General features: G+C 66.3%; 16 protein-coding genes, 1 tRNA gene and 3 rRNA genes. 10 read left to right on the forward strand and 10 right to left on the reverse strand.

Annotated features, from left to right (window positions below):
• Positions 1-345: 345 nt before the first annotated feature.
• The 5 genes from J7656_RS07520 (at position 346) to J7656_RS07540 (ending at position 6,651) form a co-directional block, all read left to right on the forward strand.
• Positions 346-1,814, forward strand: a 16S ribosomal RNA gene (locus J7656_RS07520).
• 175 nt (positions 1,815-1,989) lie between these two features.
• Positions 1,990-2,061: transfer RNA gene (locus J7656_RS07525), tRNA-Ala, on the forward strand.
• Positions 2,062-2,333: 272 nt separating this feature from the next.
• A 23S ribosomal RNA gene (locus J7656_RS07530) occupies positions 2,334-5,250 on the forward strand.
• Positions 5,251-5,392: 142 nt separating this feature from the next.
• A 5S ribosomal RNA gene (gene rrf, locus J7656_RS07535) occupies positions 5,393-5,514 on the forward strand.
• The 16S, 23S and 5S rRNA genes sit together here with 1 tRNA gene alongside, the layout of an rRNA operon.
• 465 nt (positions 5,515-5,979) lie before the next feature.
• The gene (locus J7656_RS07540; protein WP_026046235.1) at positions 5,980-6,651 is read left to right on the forward strand and encodes a hypothetical protein; all 672 of its coding nucleotides are present in this window, start codon (positions 5,980-5,982) and stop codon (positions 6,649-6,651) included.
• A gap of 26 nt (positions 6,652-6,677) precedes the next feature.
• Here the strand turns inward: J7656_RS07540 and J7656_RS07545 are convergent, their stop codons facing one another.
• The gene (locus tag J7656_RS07545) at positions 6,678-6,980 is read right to left on the reverse strand and encodes a DUF8124 family protein (RefSeq protein ID WP_017343480.1); all 303 of its coding nucleotides are present in this window, start codon (positions 6,978-6,980) and stop codon (positions 6,678-6,680) included.
• Between the two features lie 151 nt (positions 6,981-7,131).
• Between J7656_RS07545 and J7656_RS07550 the strand changes: the two genes are divergently transcribed.
• Positions 7,132-8,019, forward strand: a complete 888-nt coding sequence (locus J7656_RS07550; RefSeq protein ID WP_017343479.1) for a DMT family transporter — start codon at positions 7,132-7,134, stop codon at positions 8,017-8,019.
• Positions 8,020-8,079: 60 nt separating this feature from the next.
• Entirely contained in the window at positions 8,080-9,657 is a 1,578-nt protein-coding gene (locus J7656_RS07555) for a sensor histidine kinase (protein WP_017343478.1), read from the forward strand.
• Between the two features lie 31 nt (positions 9,658-9,688).
• On the opposite strand, the gene J7656_RS07560 is transcribed toward J7656_RS07555, so the two are convergent.
• Complete coding sequence (locus J7656_RS07560; RefSeq protein ID WP_017343477.1) at positions 9,689-10,189, reverse strand: SRPBCC family protein; 501 nt, start codon at positions 10,187-10,189, stop codon at positions 9,689-9,691.
• A gap of 119 nt (positions 10,190-10,308) precedes the next feature.
• Between J7656_RS07560 and J7656_RS07565 the strand changes: the two genes are divergently transcribed.
• Positions 10,309-11,235 (forward strand): DNA-3-methyladenine glycosylase family protein, encoded by a 927-nt coding sequence (locus J7656_RS07565; protein WP_017343476.1) that lies wholly within the window; start codon positions 10,309-10,311, stop codon positions 11,233-11,235.
• 91 nt (positions 11,236-11,326) lie between these two features.
• A complete protein-coding gene (locus tag J7656_RS07570; RefSeq protein ID WP_017343475.1) occupies positions 11,327-11,788 on the forward strand; it encodes a DUF555 domain-containing protein in 462 nt (153 codons plus the stop codon).
• Positions 11,789-11,851: 63 nt separating this feature from the next.
• Here J7656_RS07570 and J7656_RS07575 read toward each other — a convergent pair whose 3' ends face one another.
• From J7656_RS07575 to J7656_RS07600, 6 genes are all read right to left on the reverse strand, one after another.
• Positions 11,852-12,085 (reverse strand): UPF0058 family protein, encoded by a 234-nt coding sequence (locus J7656_RS07575; RefSeq protein ID WP_004598519.1) that lies wholly within the window; start codon positions 12,083-12,085, stop codon positions 11,852-11,854.
• Positions 12,086-12,325: 240 nt separating this feature from the next.
• Positions 12,326-12,505: a DUF7836 family putative zinc-binding protein gene (locus tag J7656_RS07580; RefSeq protein ID WP_121595903.1), complete on the reverse strand. Its 180-nt coding sequence runs from the start codon at positions 12,503-12,505 to the stop codon at positions 12,326-12,328.
• A gap of 112 nt (positions 12,506-12,617) precedes the next feature.
• Positions 12,618-13,676 carry a transcription initiation factor IIB gene (locus J7656_RS07585; RefSeq protein WP_211552959.1) on the reverse strand — a complete coding sequence of 353 codons (1,059 nt, stop codon included), beginning with the start codon at positions 13,674-13,676 and terminating at the stop codon, positions 12,618-12,620.
• Between the two features lie 320 nt (positions 13,677-13,996).
• Positions 13,997-14,953 carry a mechanosensitive ion channel family protein gene (locus tag J7656_RS07590; RefSeq protein ID WP_211552961.1) on the reverse strand — a complete coding sequence of 319 codons (957 nt, stop codon included), beginning with the start codon at positions 14,951-14,953 and terminating at the stop codon, positions 13,997-13,999.
• Between the two features lie 73 nt (positions 14,954-15,026).
• Positions 15,027-16,337 (reverse strand): Zn-dependent hydrolase, encoded by a 1,311-nt coding sequence (locus tag J7656_RS07595; protein ID WP_017343471.1) that lies wholly within the window; start codon positions 16,335-16,337, stop codon positions 15,027-15,029.
• 87 nt (positions 16,338-16,424) lie between these two features.
• Complete coding sequence (locus tag J7656_RS07600; RefSeq protein WP_017343470.1) at positions 16,425-16,754, reverse strand: hypothetical protein; 330 nt, start codon at positions 16,752-16,754, stop codon at positions 16,425-16,427.
• A gap of 95 nt (positions 16,755-16,849) precedes the next feature.
• Between J7656_RS07600 and J7656_RS07605 the strand changes: the two genes are divergently transcribed.
• Positions 16,850-17,062, forward strand: a complete 213-nt coding sequence (locus tag J7656_RS07605) for a PLDc N-terminal domain-containing protein (protein ID WP_017343469.1) — start codon at positions 16,850-16,852, stop codon at positions 17,060-17,062.
• 48 nt (positions 17,063-17,110) lie between these two features.
• Here the strand turns inward: J7656_RS07605 and J7656_RS07610 are convergent, their stop codons facing one another.
• Positions 17,111-18,139, reverse strand: coding sequence for a sodium:calcium antiporter (locus J7656_RS07610; protein WP_017343468.1), 1,029 nt, complete (start codon positions 18,137-18,139; stop codon positions 17,111-17,113).
• Between the two features lie 3 nt (positions 18,140-18,142).
• Positions 18,143-19,633, reverse strand: a complete 1,491-nt coding sequence (gene malQ / locus J7656_RS07615; protein WP_017343467.1) for a 4-alpha-glucanotransferase — start codon at positions 19,631-19,633, stop codon at positions 18,143-18,145.
• Positions 19,634-19,640 lie beyond the last annotated feature (7 nt).

The raw sequence follows: 19,640 nt of genomic DNA on the forward strand, positions 1-19,640 counted from the left end.
GGGCACCGACCGGCCGTTTGCGCGGCCGGTCGAAGCGTTCCGACGTGCTTAAGTGTACAAGCCCGTTCGGTTGATACGCGAAGAACGCACCGCGGACTCGGGCCGTTCAACTCGGCCCGGTTTCGCAGAGTCGGCTCGTCCGACTCATCCGATGAGGATCACGCCCCCTGCGCTCCGGCGTAAGCGGTGATCTGATGTGAGCCGTGGTCGTTCGGTGTCATCCAAGCCGTTGGATGGCCCGGACACCACACAGACCAATGCAATGGTGTGTCAACCCTCGTCTTCGACGAGATTGACACCCGCCAACACCCCCTTCGAGCCGGGAATCAGGCTCGAAGGATATTCATTCCGGTTGATCCTGCCGGAGGCCATTGCTATTGGGATCCGATTTAGCCATGCTAGTCGCACGAGTTCAGACTCGTGGCGAATAGCTCAGTAACACGTGGCCAAACTACCCTTCGGAACACAATACCCTCGGGAAACTGAGGCTAATAGTGTATACCACATCACCACTGGAATGAGTGATGTGCCAAACGCTCCGGCGCCGAAGGATGTGGCTGCGGCCGATTAGGTAGACGGTGGGGTAACGGCCCACCGTGCCAATAATCGGTACGGGTCATGAGAGTGAGAACCCGGAGACGGAATCTGAGACAAGATTCCGGGCCCTACGGGGCGCAGCAGGCGCGAAACCTTTACACTGCACGACAGTGCGATAGGGGATCCCAAGTGCACAGGCATAGCGCCTGTGCTTTTCGGTACCGTAAGGTGGTACCAGAATAAGGGCTGGGCAAGACCGGTGCCAGCCGCCGCGGTAATACCGGCAGCCCAAGTGATGGCCGATCTTATTGGGCCTAAAGCGTCCGTAGCTGGCCGCGCAAGTCCATCGGGAAATCCACCTGCTCAACAGGTGGGCGCCCGGTAGAAACTGCGTGGCTTGGGACCGGAAGGCGCGACGGGTACGTCCGGGGTAGGAGTGAAATCCCGTAATCCTGGACGGACCGCCGATGGCGAAAGCACGTCGCGAGGACGGATCCGACAGTGAGGGACGAAAGCCAGGGTCTCGAACCGGATTAGATACCCGGGTAGTCCTGGCCGTAAACAATGTCTGCTAGGTGTGGCTCCCACTACGAGTGGGTGCTGTGCCGTAGGGAAGCCGCTAAGCAGACCGCCTGGGAAGTACGTCCGCAAGGATGAAACTTAAAGGAATTGGCGGGGGAGCACTACAACCGGAGGAGCCTGCGGTTTAATTGGACTCAACGCCGGACATCTCACCAGCATCGACTGTAATAATGACGACCAGGTTGATGACCTTGTCCGAGTTTCAGAGAGGAGGTGCATGGCCGCCGTCAGCTCGTACCGTGAGGCGTCCTGTTAAGTCAGGCAACGAGCGAGACCCGCACCCTTACTTGCCAGCAGTACCGCGAGGTAGCTGGGGACAGTAGGGGGACCGCCGTGGCTAACACGGAGGAAGGAACGGGCAACGGTAGGTCAGTATGCCCCGAATGTGCTGGGCAACACGCGGGCTACAATGGTCGAGACAAAGGGTTCCTACTCCGAAAGGAGACGGTAATCTCAGAAACTCGATCGTAGTTCGGATTGTGGGCTGCAACTCGCCCACATGAAGCTGGATTCGGTAGTAATCGCGTGTCACAAGCGCGCGGTGAATACGTCCCTGCTCCTTGCACACACCGCCCGTCAAAGCACCCGAGTGAGGTCCGGATGAGGCGTTCCACGAACGTCGAATCTGGGCTTCGCAAGGGGGCTTAAGTCGTAACAAGGTAGCCGTAGGGGAATCTGCGGCTGGATCACCTCCACCGACCCGAGACTCGCCCTCTGGGCGAGCTCACCTTACGACCGTCACCACGACGGTCACTACTCATTCGCATTGGCCTGTGTACGTCCGCCCACCCATCGGCTTGGACACCTTAGAACGACCACGGCTCGCAACACAAACGCGACACACACCAGACCTTCCCCTCGCGGGAAGGTGGGCTCATAGCTCAGCGGTAGAGTGCCTCCCTTGCAAGGAGGATGCCCTGGGTTCGAATCCCAGTGAGTCCATGTCCGTTCGGTCCGAATCCGTCCCCTTATATGGGAGACGCGACTCGGATCGAACACGACGACCGATGCACCATCCCGGGAAACCGCGGATGGGAAGGGTTCGACGAACGCCCCGTCACACCCGGGGCGATTCAATGACAACCGTGTATACGTGCGATCCAGACGTCCACTGAACTCATCCGAGTTCGTGGAACGTCAGTGAACCATATACAGTCGGGTGACACTATGTCACTTGACACCGTCAGCACTCTCTTCTGGAGAGTTGGCTGACACACTACTGGCTACTGTGCCAGCTGGTGAATGGCTCGGCTCGAGAGCCGACGACGGACGTGCCAAGCTGCGAAAAGCTCGTGGGACCCGCATGGAGGGAAAGAACACGAGATCTCCCAATCGGAATCCGTTCAACAATTGCCACGCGCAATAGGGAACGCCCTGAATTGAAACATCTCAGTAAGGGCAGGAAAAGAACGCAAACGCGATGTCGTCAGTAACCGCGAGTAAACGCGACACAGCCCAAACCGAAGGTCTTCGGACCAATGTGGTGTTCGGGTTGACAATCAAAACGCGACACTCTCTCAGAAGTCTCCTGGAACGGAGCGTGAAACAGGGTGACAACCCCGTATGAGAGAACAGTACCGTTGGCGTCAAATCCAGAGTAGCAGGGGTCGGATATCCTCTGTGAACATCTCAGGCATCCCCTGAGAAGGCTAAACACTCCTCGAGACCGATAGCGAACAAGTAGCGTGAGCGAACGCTGAAAAGCACCCCGAGAAGGGCGGTGCAATAGGGCCTGAAATCAGCTGGCGATCGAGCGACAGGGCGTACAAGGCGATTCTCGAAACGACCGAGGAGCGATCCTCTAGTAGGAAGAGAGTCGAGCCGGCGTCGTGTCGTGCGTTTTGAAAAACGACCCAGGGAGTGCACTTGATTGGCGAGTCTAACCCGTGAACCGGGGAAGGCGCAGGGAAACCGATACGGCCGCAGCACATTCGTGCGAGGGCCACCGTGTTCAAGCGCGGGGAGTCAATTGGGTGCGACCCGAAACCAGGCGATCTACGCGCGAGCAAGGTGAAGCGTGGCGAAAGCCACGTGGAGGCCTGTTAGAGTTGGTATTCTACAATATCCTCTCGTGACTCGTGTGTAGGGGTGAAAGGCCCATCGAGCCTGGCAACAGCTGGTTCCAACCGAAACATGTCGAAGCATGACCTCTTCCGAGGTAGCCCGCGGGTAGAGCTACCGATTGGATGACCCGCCTCCGAGAGGAGTCGGCCATCCTGTCGAACTCCAAACCCGCAGGCGCCGCAGACGAAGGGAGTCCGGTGCGCGGGGTAAGCCTGTGTACCGTGAGGGGAACAACCCAGAGCCGGGTTAAGGTCCCAAAGTGTAGATTAAGTGCGATTCGAAGGTGGTCTCAAGCCCTAAACAGCCGGGAGGTGAGCTTAGAAGCAGCTACCCGCTAAGAAAAGCGTAACAGCTTACCGGCCGAGGTTTGAGGCGCCCAAAATGATCGGGGCTCAAATCTACCACCGAGACCTGGCCGTGCCCTTGACAGGGGCAACCGCGTAGGTTGGCGTACTGGTCGGATGGAAGCCCGGGCGAGAGCTCGTGTGGACCGTCCAGTAACGACAATCCTGGTCACAGTAGCAGCGATAGTCGGGTGAGAACCTCGACGGCCTGAAGAGCAAGGGTTCCTCGGCACTGCCGTTCAGCCGAGGGTTAGCCGGTCCTAAGGTGTACCACAACTTGACTACACCGACGGGAAGCTGGTTAATATTCCAGCGCCATCGTGCAGTAAACGCCGACGCCGTGTGGAACGCTGAGCCGGGCACTCGCCCGGTCGAATCGTGGAAACTCGTGGACGCCGTCACGGCACGAAGCGAGCGAAACGCGAGATAGCGAAAGTCAGCCGTACATAGGGCCCGTGAAAAGGCAAGCATGATGTCCGTACCGAGATCCGACACAGGTGCTCTGCCAGCGCAAGGCAAGGCCTGTCGGGAGAACCGACGTTAGGGAATTCGGCAAGTTAGTCCCGTACCTTCGGAAGAAGGGATGCCTGCTCTCGACGGAGCAGGTCGCAGTGACTCGGGCGCTCCGACTGTCTAGTAACAACACAGGTGACCGCAAATCCGCAAGGACTCGTACGGTCACTGAATCCTGCCCAGTGCGGGTATCTGAACACCTCGTACAAGAGGACGAAGGACCCGTCAACGGCGGGGGTAACTATGACCCTCTTAAGGTAGCGTAGTACCTTGCCGCTTCAGTAGCGGCTTGCATGAATGGATAAACGAGAGCGCCACTGTCCCAACGTTGGACCCGGTGAACTGTACGTTCCAGTGCGGAGTCTGGAGACCCCCAAGGGGAAGCGAAGACCCTATAGAGCTTTACTGCAGGCTGTCGCTGAGACGTGGTCGCCGATGTGCAGCATAGGTAGGAGACATTACACAGGTACGCGCGCTAGCGCGCCACCGAGTCAGCATTGAAATACTACCCGTCGGTGACTGCGACTCTCACTCCGGGAGGAGTACACCGGTAGCCGGGCAGTTTGACTGGGGCGGTACGCGCTCGAAAAGATATCGAGCGCGCCCGAAGATCATCTCAGCCGGGTCGGGAATCCGGCGAAGAGCGCAAGAGCACAAGATGGTCTGACAGTGTTCTTCCCAACGAGGAACGCTGACGCGAAAGCGTGGTCTAGCGAACCTACGAGGTTCCGGAATGGGACCCGTAGATGACAGAAAAGCTACCTTAGGGATAACAGAGTCGTCACTCGCAAGAGCACATATCGACCGAGTGGCTTGCTACCTCGATGTCGGTTCCCTCCATCCTGCCCGTGCAGAAGCGGGCAAGGGTGAGGTTGTTCGCCTATTAAAGGAGGTCGTGAGCTGGGTTTAGACCGTCGTGAGACAGGTCGGCTGCTATCTATTGGGGGTGTGAGGTACCTGACGTGAACGAACGTATAGTACGAGAGGAACTACGTTTGGTCGCCACTGGTGTATCGGTTGTCCGAGAGGGCAGATGCCGAGTAGCCACGCGACACGGGGTAAGAGCTGAACGCATCTAAGCTCGAAACCCACATGGAAAAGAGGTACCACAGAGGTCACTCGTAGAAGACGAGTTCGATAGACTCGGGGTGTACGCACCGAGGCAACGAGGTGTTAAGCCCACGAGAACTAACAGACCGAGCCACATTCATTGGCGCTGACGCGCCACGACTCGCATGAGTTCAGGCGGTATCTGGATCGCACGTATACACGGTTGGTATCGAACCAGACCGACACAGGAGTCTCACTGTAGGAGATACAGTGAGTCTCGGTTCAACTCCGAGAGTCGGCATGAAGGCGGCCAGAGCGGTAGGGAAACACCCGTACCCATTCCGAACACGGAAGTTAAGCCTACCAGCGTATCGTGAAGTACTGGAGTGAGCGATCCTCTGGGAACCACGAGTCGCCGCCTGCCCACTCATACGGGAGTATTCCCACCAAGCCCACGGACGTTGTGTCCGTGGGCTTTTTTCATATCCAGCGACCCACCGCGCTCGCATTTTACTCGCGTTCACAGACTGTCGACCGACGGTCTCGCTTGCGTGGTCCGCAACCGTTGCGAATTTACTGATCCTAGGGCTCGGTCGGGTCGGCACTGGTCCGCGGACAACTCACCGCGCTCGGCTGATCGTCTCGCGGGACGGCGTATCAGTACTAATAGTTCCATCCGTAAGTTTATCACTTTTGTCGATGAACCCAACGTATCGTGGATAGATCGAACGGTACGGTACGACTGTTCTGTGGCGACCAGCCGTCGGTTCGCGACGGAGTCGCCTCGGAGCGTGTCGTGTCCGTGTTGTTCGGAACCGACGTTGAGGCGTGGCGGAGCGGATGGGAGCGAAGGCCGGCGGGGCCGCCGACGCGGGAGGCGGTGGTGGACGTGAGCGGCGTCGCTCGGAGCGGGGCCGCCGCGTCGACGCAGGTAGTACCGAACAACGGGCTCGCGTACACCGTACTCGGCCGCGACGCCGAGAGCGAACGAATTCTCGACGCCGTCGACGATAACCTCGACGGAGTCCCTTCGGGAACGGTCGACCTGGTAATCGACGACATCGCGCCGGTCGCCGCTCGGGATGGCGTCGATGCCGCCGTCGCGTTCGCGGACCGGCTCCTCGGCCGGTTCGGGGACCGAGCGAACCGGGTCGCGATCGGGTGTTCCTTCGAGGGGCCCGTGGAGTTGCTGTCGCGCGTCGGCGATCGCGTTGACGCCGTCGTCGGTGCCGACGCGGACGCCACGGCGGCGGTCGAACGGCTCTCCCGCGACGACCCCACGACCTTCGGATACGTGCGCCGTCACTGGGCCGAGGCCATGCGCGGCATCGAGACGTGCGACCGGAACTATCCGCAGTCGAAACAGGTCCACGCCGCGCTGACCGACCCGGAGACGACACCGCGGACGCTGGGGGCGACCCTGTCGGGACTGGTCACGCTCGGCGCGCTGGAGACGTGGGGAGACACCGTGGGGCCGACCCGATACGACCTCACCGCGTACCGGCCGGAGCGGGCGTGGGCAGTCGGCGCCGCGCTCGAAGCGGGCGCCTCCGAGGAGTGAAACGGCCGCGGCGCTGACTCGGACCGTCAGTCGCCCGCATCGTCCCGACCGTCGGGCGGCGCGACGCGGTTGAGGTCGGTCTCGACCACGGTGCCGTCAGGTTCGAGCGTCACGCTCCCGAGAGCGGCAGTCTCGCCGGTGTCGTACCGCGCAGCGACGGCCTCAAGGGTCGGGCGGCGGTTGAGTTGCTCCCACACGGCCTCCGCGACCAGCGACTGGAACGCCTCGGGATCGGTCCACCCGGCGTCGATATCGGAAGGGACGCCGACGACGACTCGGAGCTCCGTCTCGGCGACGCGGATGCCGACGCCGAACGTGTCCGCACACATGAGCGGTGGTTCGCGCCGGGGTGTGAAATCTCCGTCGGCGTCGTCCATTGGCGTCGTCCGTCGGGGGAGAGCGAGAGGAGTACCTCGCCGTGCCGGCGGGTCAGCTCTCGAAACCGGTAAGCGCCTGTCGCTCAAACGACCACGAGATCCGATGAGTTCGAAGCCGGCGGTGTCGCCGAAGGCGGGACTGGCGGCCGCGGTCGTCGCGGTGAGCGCGGGCGCGATCCTCGTCCGTCTGAGCGACGCGCCGAGCTCGGTCGCCGCCTTCTACCGGGTGCTGTTCACGACTCTGCCGCTGGCTGCGATAGCGGCGTGGCGGTACCGCGGGGAGTTCGCGCGGATCCGGTCTCGCGACCTCGCGTTCGCGGTGCTGTCCGGAGTCGCGCTCGCGGTCCACTTCGCGGCCTGGTTCGAGAGCCTCCGGTGGACGAGCGTCGCCGCGAGCGTGACGCTCGTTCAGGCGCAGCCGGTGTTCGTCTCGATCGGCGCGTGGCTCCTGTTGCGCGAGCGCGTCACGCGCCGGATGGCCGCGGGCATCGCGGTCGCCGTCGGCGGGATGGCGTCGATGTCGCTCGGTGACTTTCTCGCCGGCGTGGCGGTCGGTCCTCGTCCGCTGTACGGCAACGCGCTGGCGCTTGCGGGCGCCGTCGCCGCCGCGGGCTACGTGCTGGCCGGTCGCTCGCTTCGGCAGCGGATCTCGCTGATCCCGTACGTCACCGTCGTGTACGGCGTCTGCGTGGTCGTTCTGCTCGCGTTCGTCCTCGCCGCGGGACACCCCCTCACGGGATATCCCGCTCGGGAGTGGCTCCTGTTCGCCGGGCTCGCGGTCGGACCGGGCCTGCTCGGTCACACCGTCCTCAACTGGGCGCTCGCGCATCTCGAGTCGAGCGTCGTCTCGGTCTCGCTGCTCGGCGAACCGGTCGGTGCGACGCTGCTCGCGTTCGCCTTGCTGTCGGAGACGCCGACGCCGATAACGATCGCGGGCGGATGCGTCGTCCTCGCCGGTATCTACGTCACTGCGACGGCGGCTCAGTCGTAGCGTTTTCAGCACCGATATTTTGGGGTGAACGTTGAAGCCATCCGAACGAGTGAACCGGATATGGACCGGCGAACGGTCGTCGCGTTCGTGGGCGAGGACCCGAGCGCGAGCGAACGCGTGTCCCGAGCGGTCGACGCCGTCTGGGGCGGCCCGAGGGGACCAGAACTCCGCGTGTTCGTTCCGACGGACTTGGACGACGACCGCGACGGCGAGGATCCGCTGAACGAGACGTGCGGCGTCGTCGTCACCGCTGCGGCCGCGACCGAGGACCGGGTAACGGAGCGGCTCGCAGCGCTCCCGTCGAACGTGCCAGTGATCGCGCTCGTCGAGGACGCGACGCCGACGACGGTCAGGGCCCTGCTCGCGGCCGACGCAGACGACATAGTCGACGCCGGCGACTGGGCGTCCGATCCAGACGAGATCGACGCGACCCACCCGCTCGCCGAACGGCTTGCGGGCCGACTGGACCCCGACCGCGTCCGACTCGGCGGCGACGATGTCGCCCGTCTCTCAGAGGTGTTGCTTGACGCCGGAACGACGCTGATGAGCACCCGCACCGACGAGGTCGGGACGAAGATCGAGTGGACGATGGAGAACGTCGGCGAACACGCCGAGCTCGATCGGATCGTCTGTTACCGGGAGGATGACGGGCAGTTCGTCCCCGCGTACGGCTGGTGTCCCGACGGGTCCGAGCCGGAACCGAGGCCGTTCGAGGCGTTTCCGGACCCCGAAACGCTGTCGACGTTCGGTAACGTCGCGCGCGGATCCCTCCCCGCCGGGAATGCGGACGGCGAAGGCGACGAGGTTCAGGTCGCGGAATCGCCGGCGACGGTTCACGTCCCGCTCGTCGTCGACTGGGAGCTGAGCGGGATCGTCGCGTTCGAGTCCGACGACCCCCGCGCTTGGACGGACGACGAGGTCGATCTGTACCGCACCCTCGGCGACCTGATCGCGCACACGATCGCGCGCAACGACCGCAGGACGGCGCTCCGCCGGCAGGCGGAACAGCTGGAACAGTTCAGCGCGGTCGTCTCACACGACCTGCGGAACCCACTGAACGTGCTCTCGGGCTACCTGTCGCTCTCCGAGGACGAACTCGCTCCCTCGCGGTACGACGCCATGAGCGGCGCGGTCGACCGCATGGAGACGCTGATCGACGACCTGCTCATGCTCGCGCGGCGAGGAGAGACGATCGGGGAGACCGAGCCGGTCCCGATCGCTGCCGTCGCGGAGGAGGCGTGGGGGTCGGTGCGCGCGCCCGACGCGACGCTCACGATCGCTGGCGAGGTCGGCCGCGTCGAGGCCGACCCGGGTCGGCTCCGGCAGGCCTTAGAGAACCTCTTCCGGAACGCCGTCGACCACGGCGGCCCGGAGGTGTCGATAGAGGTCGGCCCGCTCACCGCGAACGGCGGCGTCGGCGGGATGTACGTCGCGGACGACGGGCCCGGGATCCCGGTCGAACTCGCCGACACGGTCTTCGATTCGGGCGTCTCGTCGGCAGACAGTTCCGGGATCGGACTGGCTATCGTCGACCGGATCGTCGAGGCGCACGAGTGGGATATCGAGGCCCGAAACGACGACGGCGCCGTCTTCGAACTCACGTTCGGCGCTGACGCGACCCGGGTCGCGGCGCCGTGAGGATCGGACGGTCAAGCCGCCGCGGCGGTGTTCAGCTCTCGGAGAACCGCTCGACCGTCCGGCGGTGCCGGTCGCGGAACATCCCCTCGAACCCGACCTTCGCCATCGGTCCGACCGCGTCGCCGAGCGGGCCGAGCGGCAGCCGATAGGCGACCGTGTCGACGAGGAGGGTCTCGTCGCCGTCGGCGTAGAACGCGTGGGTGTGTTCCCACCGCCGGAACGGACCGCCTTCCATCTCGTCGACGAACCGAGCGGACCGCTCCGGCGACGCCGTGCCGTCGGGCTCGCGCTCGACGATCCGCGAGGTCCACCGCTGGCGCGGACCGGCCCCGAACGGCCGGATCGACATCGCTATCTCCGAGCCGGCGACGAGGACCTCGGGGTCGGGCGACCCGTCCGGTCCCTCGACGCCACCCACGCGGAGCCGCATCCAGTCCGGAGTGAGCTCTCGCAGTCCGTCGACCGTGGAGTGAAACGCCCACACGTCTTCGATCGGGGCCGGCACCCGAGTCGTCCGCCTGTACGTCGGCATACGTCAGATACGGGTCGCGCGGACAAAAACCCGTCCTCGGCGGCGGTTCGGGAGCGCGCCGATCGGTTACCGCGGCGGGACCGAAACCCGCATGCCCGCGGGCCTCCTGTCCCAAGACGATGGAACGCGGGGCGATCGACGTCGGCGACCTGGCTGGACCGTTCGACCTACAGGCGACCCTCGAGAGCGGCCAGAGCTACCTCTGGAACCGCGCGGACGGCGAGACGTACGCCGATCTCCACGCACACGGCGGCGACGCGTGGTACGAGACGGTCGTCGACCCGATCCCCGGCGTGACCGAGGAGCGCGTCGCGGTCCGAGTCCGACAGGAGGGCGGCGTCCACGACGGGACGCTCTGCTGGGAGGCGTCGACGGACGCCGAGCCGCTGTTGACGCACCTGCTCCGGCTCGACGACGACCTCGACGCAATCTTAGACGCCACGCCGGACCTCCCGCTCCTGGAGCGCGCGTACGACGCCTACGAGGGAATGCGGCTGACCCGCGATCCCGTCTTCCCCTGTCTGATATCGTTCATCTGCTCGGCGCAGATGCGGGTCGCCCGCATCCACGGGATGCAGCGACGGCTCCGGGAGACGTACGGCGACGCCGTCGCGCTCGGCGACGAGACATATCGGGCCTTCCCGACGCCCGAGCAGCTGGCCGCGCGCACCGAGGAAGAACTCCGCGACCTCTCCTTAGGCTACCGCGCGCCGTACGTCCGACGGACCGCGGAGATGGTCGCGAGCGGCGAGGCCGACCCCTTGGAGGCGGCTGACCTCCCCTACGAGGAGGCCCGGGAGTCGCTCACTCGGTTCGTCGGCGTTGGGGACAAGGTCGCCGACTGCGTGCTGCTGTTCTCGCTGGGGTTCCTCGAAGCGGTGCCGCTCGACACCTGGATCCGAACCACTATCGAGGAGTATTACCCCGACTGCGATCGCGGGAGCTACGCCGAGACCTCCCGGGCGATCCGCGAGCGGTTCGGCGGGGAGTTCGCCGGCTACGCGCAGACGTACGTGTTCTACTACCTCCGCGCCGGCGGTGAGTGATCGGGGTCGAGACGGCCGGCTCTCGGCCCGCCGAGGCCGATCCGGTCGCGGCCGAAGTTTGATACTCGTTCGCGTGGTATCCGCACGCGTGATGGACTGTCGAGTCGTCGTCGAGGCCGCGGTTCCGGTGTACGACGTGGAAACCGCCGACGAGGCGGTCCGGATCGCCATCTCGAAGACCGGCGAGATGCTCAATCCGGATCTCAACTACGTCGAGATCGACACCGGGACGCGAACGTCGCCGAGCGGCGAGGAGCTCGACCCGGCGTTCGTCGCGGCCGACGAGGCGCTCGTCGCCTTAGAGCTTCAGATGGACGTGTTCAACGTCGACCGCGACGAACACGCGAGCCGCGTCGCGCGCAAGGAGATCGGCAAGCGCCTCCGCAACATCCCGCTGAAAGTGCTTTCCGTCACCGAGATCGATTCCGAAGTGAGCGACCGCACGGAGGGAACTGGGGCCGCGGAGGAGGCCTCGTCCTCGGAGGAAACGTCCGAGTCGGACGGCCTCGGGGACGACGCCGGACACGGTACCGGAGAGGACGCCCAGTACTGAGCGACGGTCGCGACGCTGGTCGTCGATTGTGCGGTCAGCGAGGAGCAGCGCGCAGTAGACGTCTCAGTCGGCCGTCGGGGCCAGCGGCTCCGATTCGGACGATTCCATCGGCTCGGTGATTCCCTCTGTCAGCTTGAAAACGGCCGCTTTGTGGTCGGTCTTCGATTTGTGAATCGATGTCGGCTTCACGCCCAGTTCCTCGTAGGCTTCGAGGTCGACGTCGTCGTCCCAGAACTCGCACTGTTTTCGTACCTCCGCGAGGAGACCGTGAAGATGGATGAGCTCCTGCTTCTTCATGAGTACCAGTCCTTTGCTACCGGAGGTTTATATTATTATCTTGAGTCACGTTACCACATCGTTCGCGTATTTCGCGAGTAGCGGGGCGGAGAAGTGTGTTCTCGATAGATCGATCAGGATCGTTTTCGGAGGTTCGCGGCGACGCGCGAAGCGAGCGAAAGGCGTCACTGCGCAGTCAGTGAGTTCTCGATCTGGAGGGCGGCCCGTGGTCGGTTCGGCGGCGGCTGGCTCCGCCGCGCGTCACTGGAACTGCTTGACGGCCTCGAGGTCGCGTTCCGTTCGCATGAACTCGGTCAGGCGACGCGTCGCGTGACACGCCGGACAGCTGAAGTTAGACCGAAGATCCTGAAGTTCGGCGGGATTGTCCTGCCACTCCTTGCCGCACTCCGGACAGACGAGTCTGACGAACGCGTCAACCATGTCACCGTGTACAGCCGGCCGCGTTAAAAACGTAGGTGCCGACGAGGTGCCGGCCGTCGCGGCGAGGTCCGAGCGTCGAACATCCGACGTCGAATCGGCACGTTGCGGCGCGTCAGGCGTTCACGGTACCGCTCGCCTCGAGCAGCTCCTTGTATCGGTTCCGGATGGTGACCTCCGAGACGTCGGCGACCTCGGACACTTGGCTCTGGGTCACCTTCTCGTTCGACAGCAGCGCCGCGGCGTAGACGGCGGCGGCGGCGAGTCCGACCGGCGACTTGCCGCTCGTGATCCCCGCGCTCGCGGCGTCGTCGAGCAGTTCGCGGGCGCGCCGTTCGGTCTCGTCCGAGAGGTCGAGCCGGGAGACGAACCGCGGGACGTAGCTCGTCGGGTCCGCGGGCTGGACGCGCAGTCCGAGCTCGCGAACGACGTAGCGGTACGTCCGGGTGAGCTCCATCTTCTCCACCCGGGAGACCGCCGTGAACTCGTCGAGGCTTCGGGGGTTCCCCACCTGCCGCGCGGCGGCGTACAGCGCCGCGGTCGCGACGCCCTCGATGGAGCGTCCGGGCAGGAGGTTCTCGCTCAGCGCGCGGCGGTAGATGACGGAGGCGGTCTCGCGGACGTTGTCCGGGAGGCCGAGCGCGGAGGCCATCCGGTCGATCTCGCCGAGGGCCTGTTTCAGGTTGCGCTCCTTGGAGTCGCGGGTGCGGAACCGCTCGTTCCACGTCCGCAGTCGCTGCATCCGACGTCGCTGTCGCCCCGAGAGCGACTTGCCGTAGGCGTCTTTGTCCTGCCAGCCGATGTTCGTCGAGAGCCCCTTGTCGTGCATCATGTTCGTCGTCGGGGCACCGACCCGCGACTTGCTGTCCCGCTCGCCGGAGTTGAACGCACGCCACTCCGGGCCGCGGTCGACCGAGTCCTCCTCGACGACCAGCCCGCAGTCGCTGCAGACCGTCTCGCCGTGTTCCGTGTCCGTCGCGAGCCGGCCGTCGCACTCGGGACAGGTGGTGATCCGCTCGCGCTCGCTCTCCGTGCGCTCCTCGACGTCCGCCGACTCCTCTTCGGTCGCGTCCGCCCGCGTTCGCGTACGCTCGCCGTTCGCGGACGCGTCGCCCGGGTCCGCGAGTCGCTCTCGTTCCGTTCCGCCGTCGCTGTAAGTGTCTGTCTCTGTCATGGGTGTGGCTCCGACGATCCCCCGACGAAAATACAGCGAGGTCCGCAATCGCCAGTCTGTTAACGTATAGTTAGTCTCGAGGGAATATAAATGTATCTATTATATCGGGCGCGGATCTGGTCATCGAAAAAACCCACGAGAGGCGTTTTGCGGTCACAACCGCCGAAAACGGCCACGGATCCGCCCCCACCGAGACGGAGTGCCGTCCGGCGACCGAGACGGACGAGCGCATATATACTTCACTCCCGGATCGAGCCGGAGTAGTGAGTCCGGCTCGTGACCGCACTCGTCCCCGTGTCGAGGACACCGCCGCTGACGACCTATCGGCTCCGACTCACCGGGAACGCCACGCGGTCCGGGTTGTCGTTGAACCGCTCCAAGATCCGCTTGTACAGCCGGTTCTTCACGCGCTGCCCCCGCCTCGGGTGGGTGAGGTACCGGACGCGGAGTTCGACCCACGACTCCTCCTGCCGGACGTTGACCGTCGGGCCGTCGTGGACCTCCAGCTCGACGGGCGTCTCCGCGAGCGCCTCGCGGTAGGCGGCGATTCCCTCAGCCATGTCACGGCCGATCAGGTCGGTCGCCTCCTCGACCATCACCGAACGCGCGAACTCCAGGTCGGTCTCGTAGGCGACTTGGACGGAGACCTCGTTCCAGACGTACGGCGACCCGCCGCCGCCGAAGTTGACGACGTTCGACGAGAGGACGACGCTGTTCGGGACGGTGACCACCCGCCCGGAGGGCTGGTTCGTCGTCACCAGTTCGCCGTTGATCTCCCACAGCGTCGTCACCAGGAAGTCGACCCCGATCACGTCGCCCTTCGCGTCGTCGATCTTGACTCGGTCGCCGACGCCGAACGGCTGCTTGACGGCGATGTACACCCACGCGATCAGCGACAGGAGCGGCTGCTGGAGCGCGAAGGTGACCGCGAACCCGATGACGCCGAGCGAGAAGAGGAGGCCGATCCAGTTCTCCGTCGCCACCGCGAGCGTCGCCACCGTCCCGACGACGCCGAACGCCAGCCGCAGCAGGTTCCGGACGTTGTGCGCGCGGCGCCTGTTGGCCGACCGCGTCAGCACTCGGACCGCGAGCAGGTAGGCTCCGTACACCAGTCCCGCGACGGCGACGACGAGCAGCGACCGGCCGACGACGGTCGTTGCGGGGTACCCGCCGATCGGCGGCCAGTTCGCGAGCGCGTCGGTCGTGCCGGCGACCGTTCCGGCGACCCCCGCCAGCAGTCCAACGGCGAGCGACGCGAGTCCGAGCGGACGTCTCACGCTCGTCGCTCGCGGCGGACCGGCAAAACGGTTGTGCCGTCGCGGAGTTCGATGCCACCTGCGCGAGCGACCCTCACTCGCCGTCCGCGACCCGCGCGAGCGCCCCGGCGAGCACCTCGGTCGCGGCGGCGCAGTCGGCCCAGTCGGTCCACTCGCGGGGGTTGTGGGAGATCCCGTCGCGAGAGGGGGCGAAGAGCAGCGACGCGTCGGTGACGCGCGCGACCCGCATCGCGTCGTGGGCGGCGCCGGAGTGGAGGTCGATCGCCTCGCGCCCGGCCGCGTCGGCGGCGGCGTGGGCGGCCTCGCGGAGGCGGTCGCTCATCGGCGTCGGGGCGACGTCGAACGGCCGCTCGAACTCGGTCTCGATCCCTCGCTCGCGCTCCAGCCGGGCCAGCGAGTCGCGCGCGGCGTCGACGATCGCCTCCATCGACGCGGCCTCGACGTCGCGAATATCGACGCCGGCCTCGACGCGACCGGGAACCACGTTCGTCGCGTTCGGCTCGACCGACAGCGACCCGACGGTGCCGACCGCCGAGGGCGACGACGACTCGACGACCTCGTTCGCGGCGGCCTCGACGTCAAGCACGAACTCGCTCGCGGCCGCGAGCGCGTCCGTCCGTTCGTCCATCGCGGTCGCGCCCGCGTGGTTCGCCTCGCCCTCGACGGTCGCCTCGCAGTGGGTGATCCCGGTGATCGTCGTCACGACGCCGGCCGCCGCGCCCGCGTCCTCCAGCGTCGTGTCCTGCTCGACGTGGAGCTCGTAGAACGCCGCCCACGACGCGGGATCGAGCGTCGCAGGGTCGCCGTCGGCGTCGGTCGGCGTGGCGGCGTCGACCGCGCTCCCGCCGCGGTAGCCGATCCGGTCGAGCGCCTCGCCGAGCGTCTCCCCTTCCGGATTCGTCAGCGTGAGCGCCTCGTCGAGCGCCAGCTCGCCGGTCGCGACCGTCGAGCCGAGCAGGCCGTTGCCGAATGTCCCGCCCTCCTCCTCGGTGAAGCTCACGACGCCGACCGGGCGCTCGGGTTCGAACCCGTCGTCGCGCATCGCGCGAACGGCCTCCAGCGCGGCGTAGACGCCGAGCGGGCCGTCGAAGATTCCGCCCTCGGGGACGCTGTCGAGGTGGCTCCCCGAAACGACCGGCGCCGCGTCCGGGTCGGCGCTCTCCGGCGTCCACGTCCCGAGGACGTTCCCGACGGCGTCGACCGTCACGTCGAGGCCGGCCTCGCGGAGGCGTTCGACGAGCCGGTCCCTCGCCCGGCGATTGGCCTCGGTCCCCGTCCGATTCGTTCGCGCGTGCGCCTCGGCGTCGTCTGTCTCGACCCGACCGAACGCCGCGTTCGCCTCGATGTCCGCGCGGAGCCGGTCCGCGTCGACTGGGAGCGTCATACCGGCACCGGGCGCCGCGGGATCAAAACGGTTCGGTCTCCGGCGGGGCTCTGCGGGCCGCCCGGAGCGATGCCCGGCCCGGGTCCGCTACTCACCGCGCCGCGCGAGCCAGTAACCGGCCGACCCCGCTCCGAGCCCGGCCGCGAACGAACGCTTCGACGCCGGATCGTCGACGGATCGGTCGACCGCGACGCCGATCGCCGTCCACGCCAGCGCGACACCGACGCTCCGTACCGGCCCGCTCCGGAACCGCCGACAGCCCGCGACCGCTCGCGCGTGGCGGTAGAGGTAGCCGGTCGCGAAGCCGACCGCGAGCGGGACGGTCCGCACCTCGGCGTCGGCGGCCGCCGACACAGCGAGCAGAACGCCGCCGAGACACTCGCCCGCGGCGCCGACCGCACGCACCACGTTATTCATGTGACACGTTCGCACTCGACGCGAAAAGCGGTTTCGCCGAGTGCCCGGTGAGGATCCGAAAACACTTATCGGAGGGCGTGCTGATATCGGGCGGCATGTCCCCGTTGCTCCTCCAAGGCGCGGCCGCCGGGATCGCCCTCCTGATCAGCCTCCTCTTCCTCGCCGTCCACCTCGCGATGATCGTGTGGACCTACTCGGACGCGGAGTCGCGCAGCGACCACCCGCCGGTCCTCTGGGCGCTCGTGGTGTTCTTCGCGCCGATCCTCGGCCTGCTGCTGTACCTCATTATCGGTCGGAACTCCTACTGAGGAATCGCCGTCCGGCGACCGTCGGAGCGAGACCGCTCGTGCCGGGCCTCACACACCCTTCAGCACGCTCGTCGCCCCGATCGTCTCGGCGACGACCCACGCGACGAACAGCCCGTAGGCCGCGAGCAGCGCGTACGATTCGCGATCGGTGAGCGCGAGGCTCGTCCGCAGGGTCACGAACAGCAGGACGGTCGCGGCCGTCAATACGCCCAGCATCGGCACCGCGGTCGAGAAGTTGACGGCCACCTCGCCGACGATCAGCACGCCGAGCGGGATCGCGACGAGCAGGTCGAAGGTGTTCGACCCGAGGACGTTGCCGAGGCTCGTCGCGCCGCGGTTCTCGCGTGCGGTCCGGACGCTCACCAGCGCGTCCGGCAGGCTCGTCGCCGCCGCGACGACCGTGACGCCGGCGAGGAACTCGGGGACTCCGAACGTGGCGCCGAGCGATTCGACCGACGCGACGAGCCGCTCGACGGTGACGACGATGAGCCCGAGCCCGGCCGCCAGCTTCCCCCACTCGCGGCGGACGTCGACCTCGTCGCGCACAGGGTCGATCGCCGCGTCGTCGACGTCCTGGACCTGAATGAACAGGTAGAGGACGTACAGCGCGAGCGGGATGACCGCGAGCGAGCGCGGCATCGTCCCGACGATCGGGTCCGCCGAGACCGGGAAGTAGATGACCGCGAGCGCGAACGTCACGACCAGCGCCGACACCGCGAGCATGTAGAACTGCGCCTCCTTGTACACGATCGCTCGGTTGGCCTCCAGCTCGTCGTCGGCCCCGAGCCCGGCGACAGCGGGGATCACGAGGACGTTGAAGATCGCCGATCCGACGAGCGCGCCCACGCCCATGTCGAAGACGCCGGTGAGGGCGGTGACGAGCACGCTCGTCAGCTCCGGGAAGCTCGACCCGACTGCGACGACGATCGACCCCTGAACCACCGCCGGGAGCCCGTAGTACCCGGCGAGCGTCTCGGCGGCCTCTTCCAGCCAGCCGCTCCCGAGCCAGATGAGGCCGGTCGCCGCGGCGATCACGAGGACGTGGACGACCGGCGCGTCGGGCAGGGGTCCGATCACGGGTCAGCGCACGTGTTTCCCGCTCAGCTCCCATAGCCGGTCCGCGATTTCGTCGTCAAGCGCGTCGCGGGCGACGCGCCACTCCCAGTTGCCGTCGAGGGTGCCCGGCTCGTTGAACCGCGCCTCGCTGCCGAGCCCGAGCAGGTCCTGAAGCGTCGTCACCGCGAGGATGGCGTCCGAGCCCCACACCGCGTCGATGATCGCCCACTCGCTCGGCTCGTCGGGGTCGGAACCGACGTTGTACCGGAAGCAGTCCCGCTGCGCGGCCGGGAGGTCCTCGAAGTAGCCGGCCCACGTGTCCGTGTCGTGCGTCGAGGTGTAGCCCACGACGCCCTCGCCGTAGTGTATCGGCTGGTACTCGTTCCCCTCCGCGCACCAGTCCGCGTACTGCGGGACGCGCATGCCGGGGAAGCCGAACTCGGCCATCAGTTCGTCCATCGCCGGCTCCTCGAAACCGAGGTCCTCGGCGATGAAGGGGGCCTCACCGAGCTCGCGCTCCACCGTCTCGAAGAGGTCGCGGCCAGGACCGTCTCGCCACTCGCCGTCCGCGGGGTCGTCGCTGTCGGCCGGGATCGCCCAGTAGTTCACGAACCCGAGGAAGTGGTCGAGCCGAGCCACGTCCGCGAGCTCGAACAGCCGGCGGAACCGGTCGAGCCACCAGTCGTACCCGGTGTCGGCGAGGTGTTCCCAGTCGTACAGCGGGTTCCCCCAGCGCTGGCCGGAGTCGCCGGCGTTGGGCGGGACGCCCGCGACCGCAGTCGGGCGGTTCCCCTCGTCGAGCCGGAACGCCTCCGGGCTCGCCCACACGTCGGCGGAGTCGAGCGCGACGTAGATGGGCACGTCGCCGACGATCGACACCCCCTCCTCGGCCGCGACGGCGCGCAGGTCGCGCCACTGGCGGTCGAACGTCCACTGGACGAACTCGCGGAACCGGACCTCGCGAGCGTGTTCCTCGCGCGCGTCGGCCAGCGCCTCGGGGTCGCGCGTCCGCAGCGGCGCCGGCCAGTCAGTCCAGACGTCTTCCGGCCGCGCGTCGGAGAGCGCCCGGAACAGCGCGTAGTCGGCGAGCCACGGCTCGTGCTCGCGGAATTCGGCTACCGCCGCGCGGTCGTCCTCGCTCGCCCGCTCCTCGAACCGCTCGAACGCGGTCCGCAACAGCGGGAGCTTGTACTCGCGGACCGCGTCGTAGTCGACGCGGTCGGTCGGGAAGTCGGGAACCGGTTCGAGGTCGTCCTCGTCGAGCCAGCCGTCGTCGACGAGCCCGTCGGGGTCGACGAACAGCGGGTTGCCGGCGAACGCCGACGGCGACTGGTACGGCGACTCTCCTGCGGCGGAGATGGTCGGCCCGATCGGACAGATCTGCCAGTGGTCGACGCCGGCGTCGCCGAGGAACGAGAGGAACTCCCGGGCGCCCTCGCCGAGGTCGCCGATCCCGTACGCCCCCGGCAGCGAGGTGACGTGACAGAAGACGGCGTCGGAGCGGTCGAATCGCATACGCCAC

Source organism: Halorubrum ruber, from assembly GCF_018228765.1.
Taxonomy (GTDB): domain Archaea; phylum Halobacteriota; class Halobacteria; order Halobacteriales; family Haloferacaceae; genus Halorubrum; species Halorubrum ruber.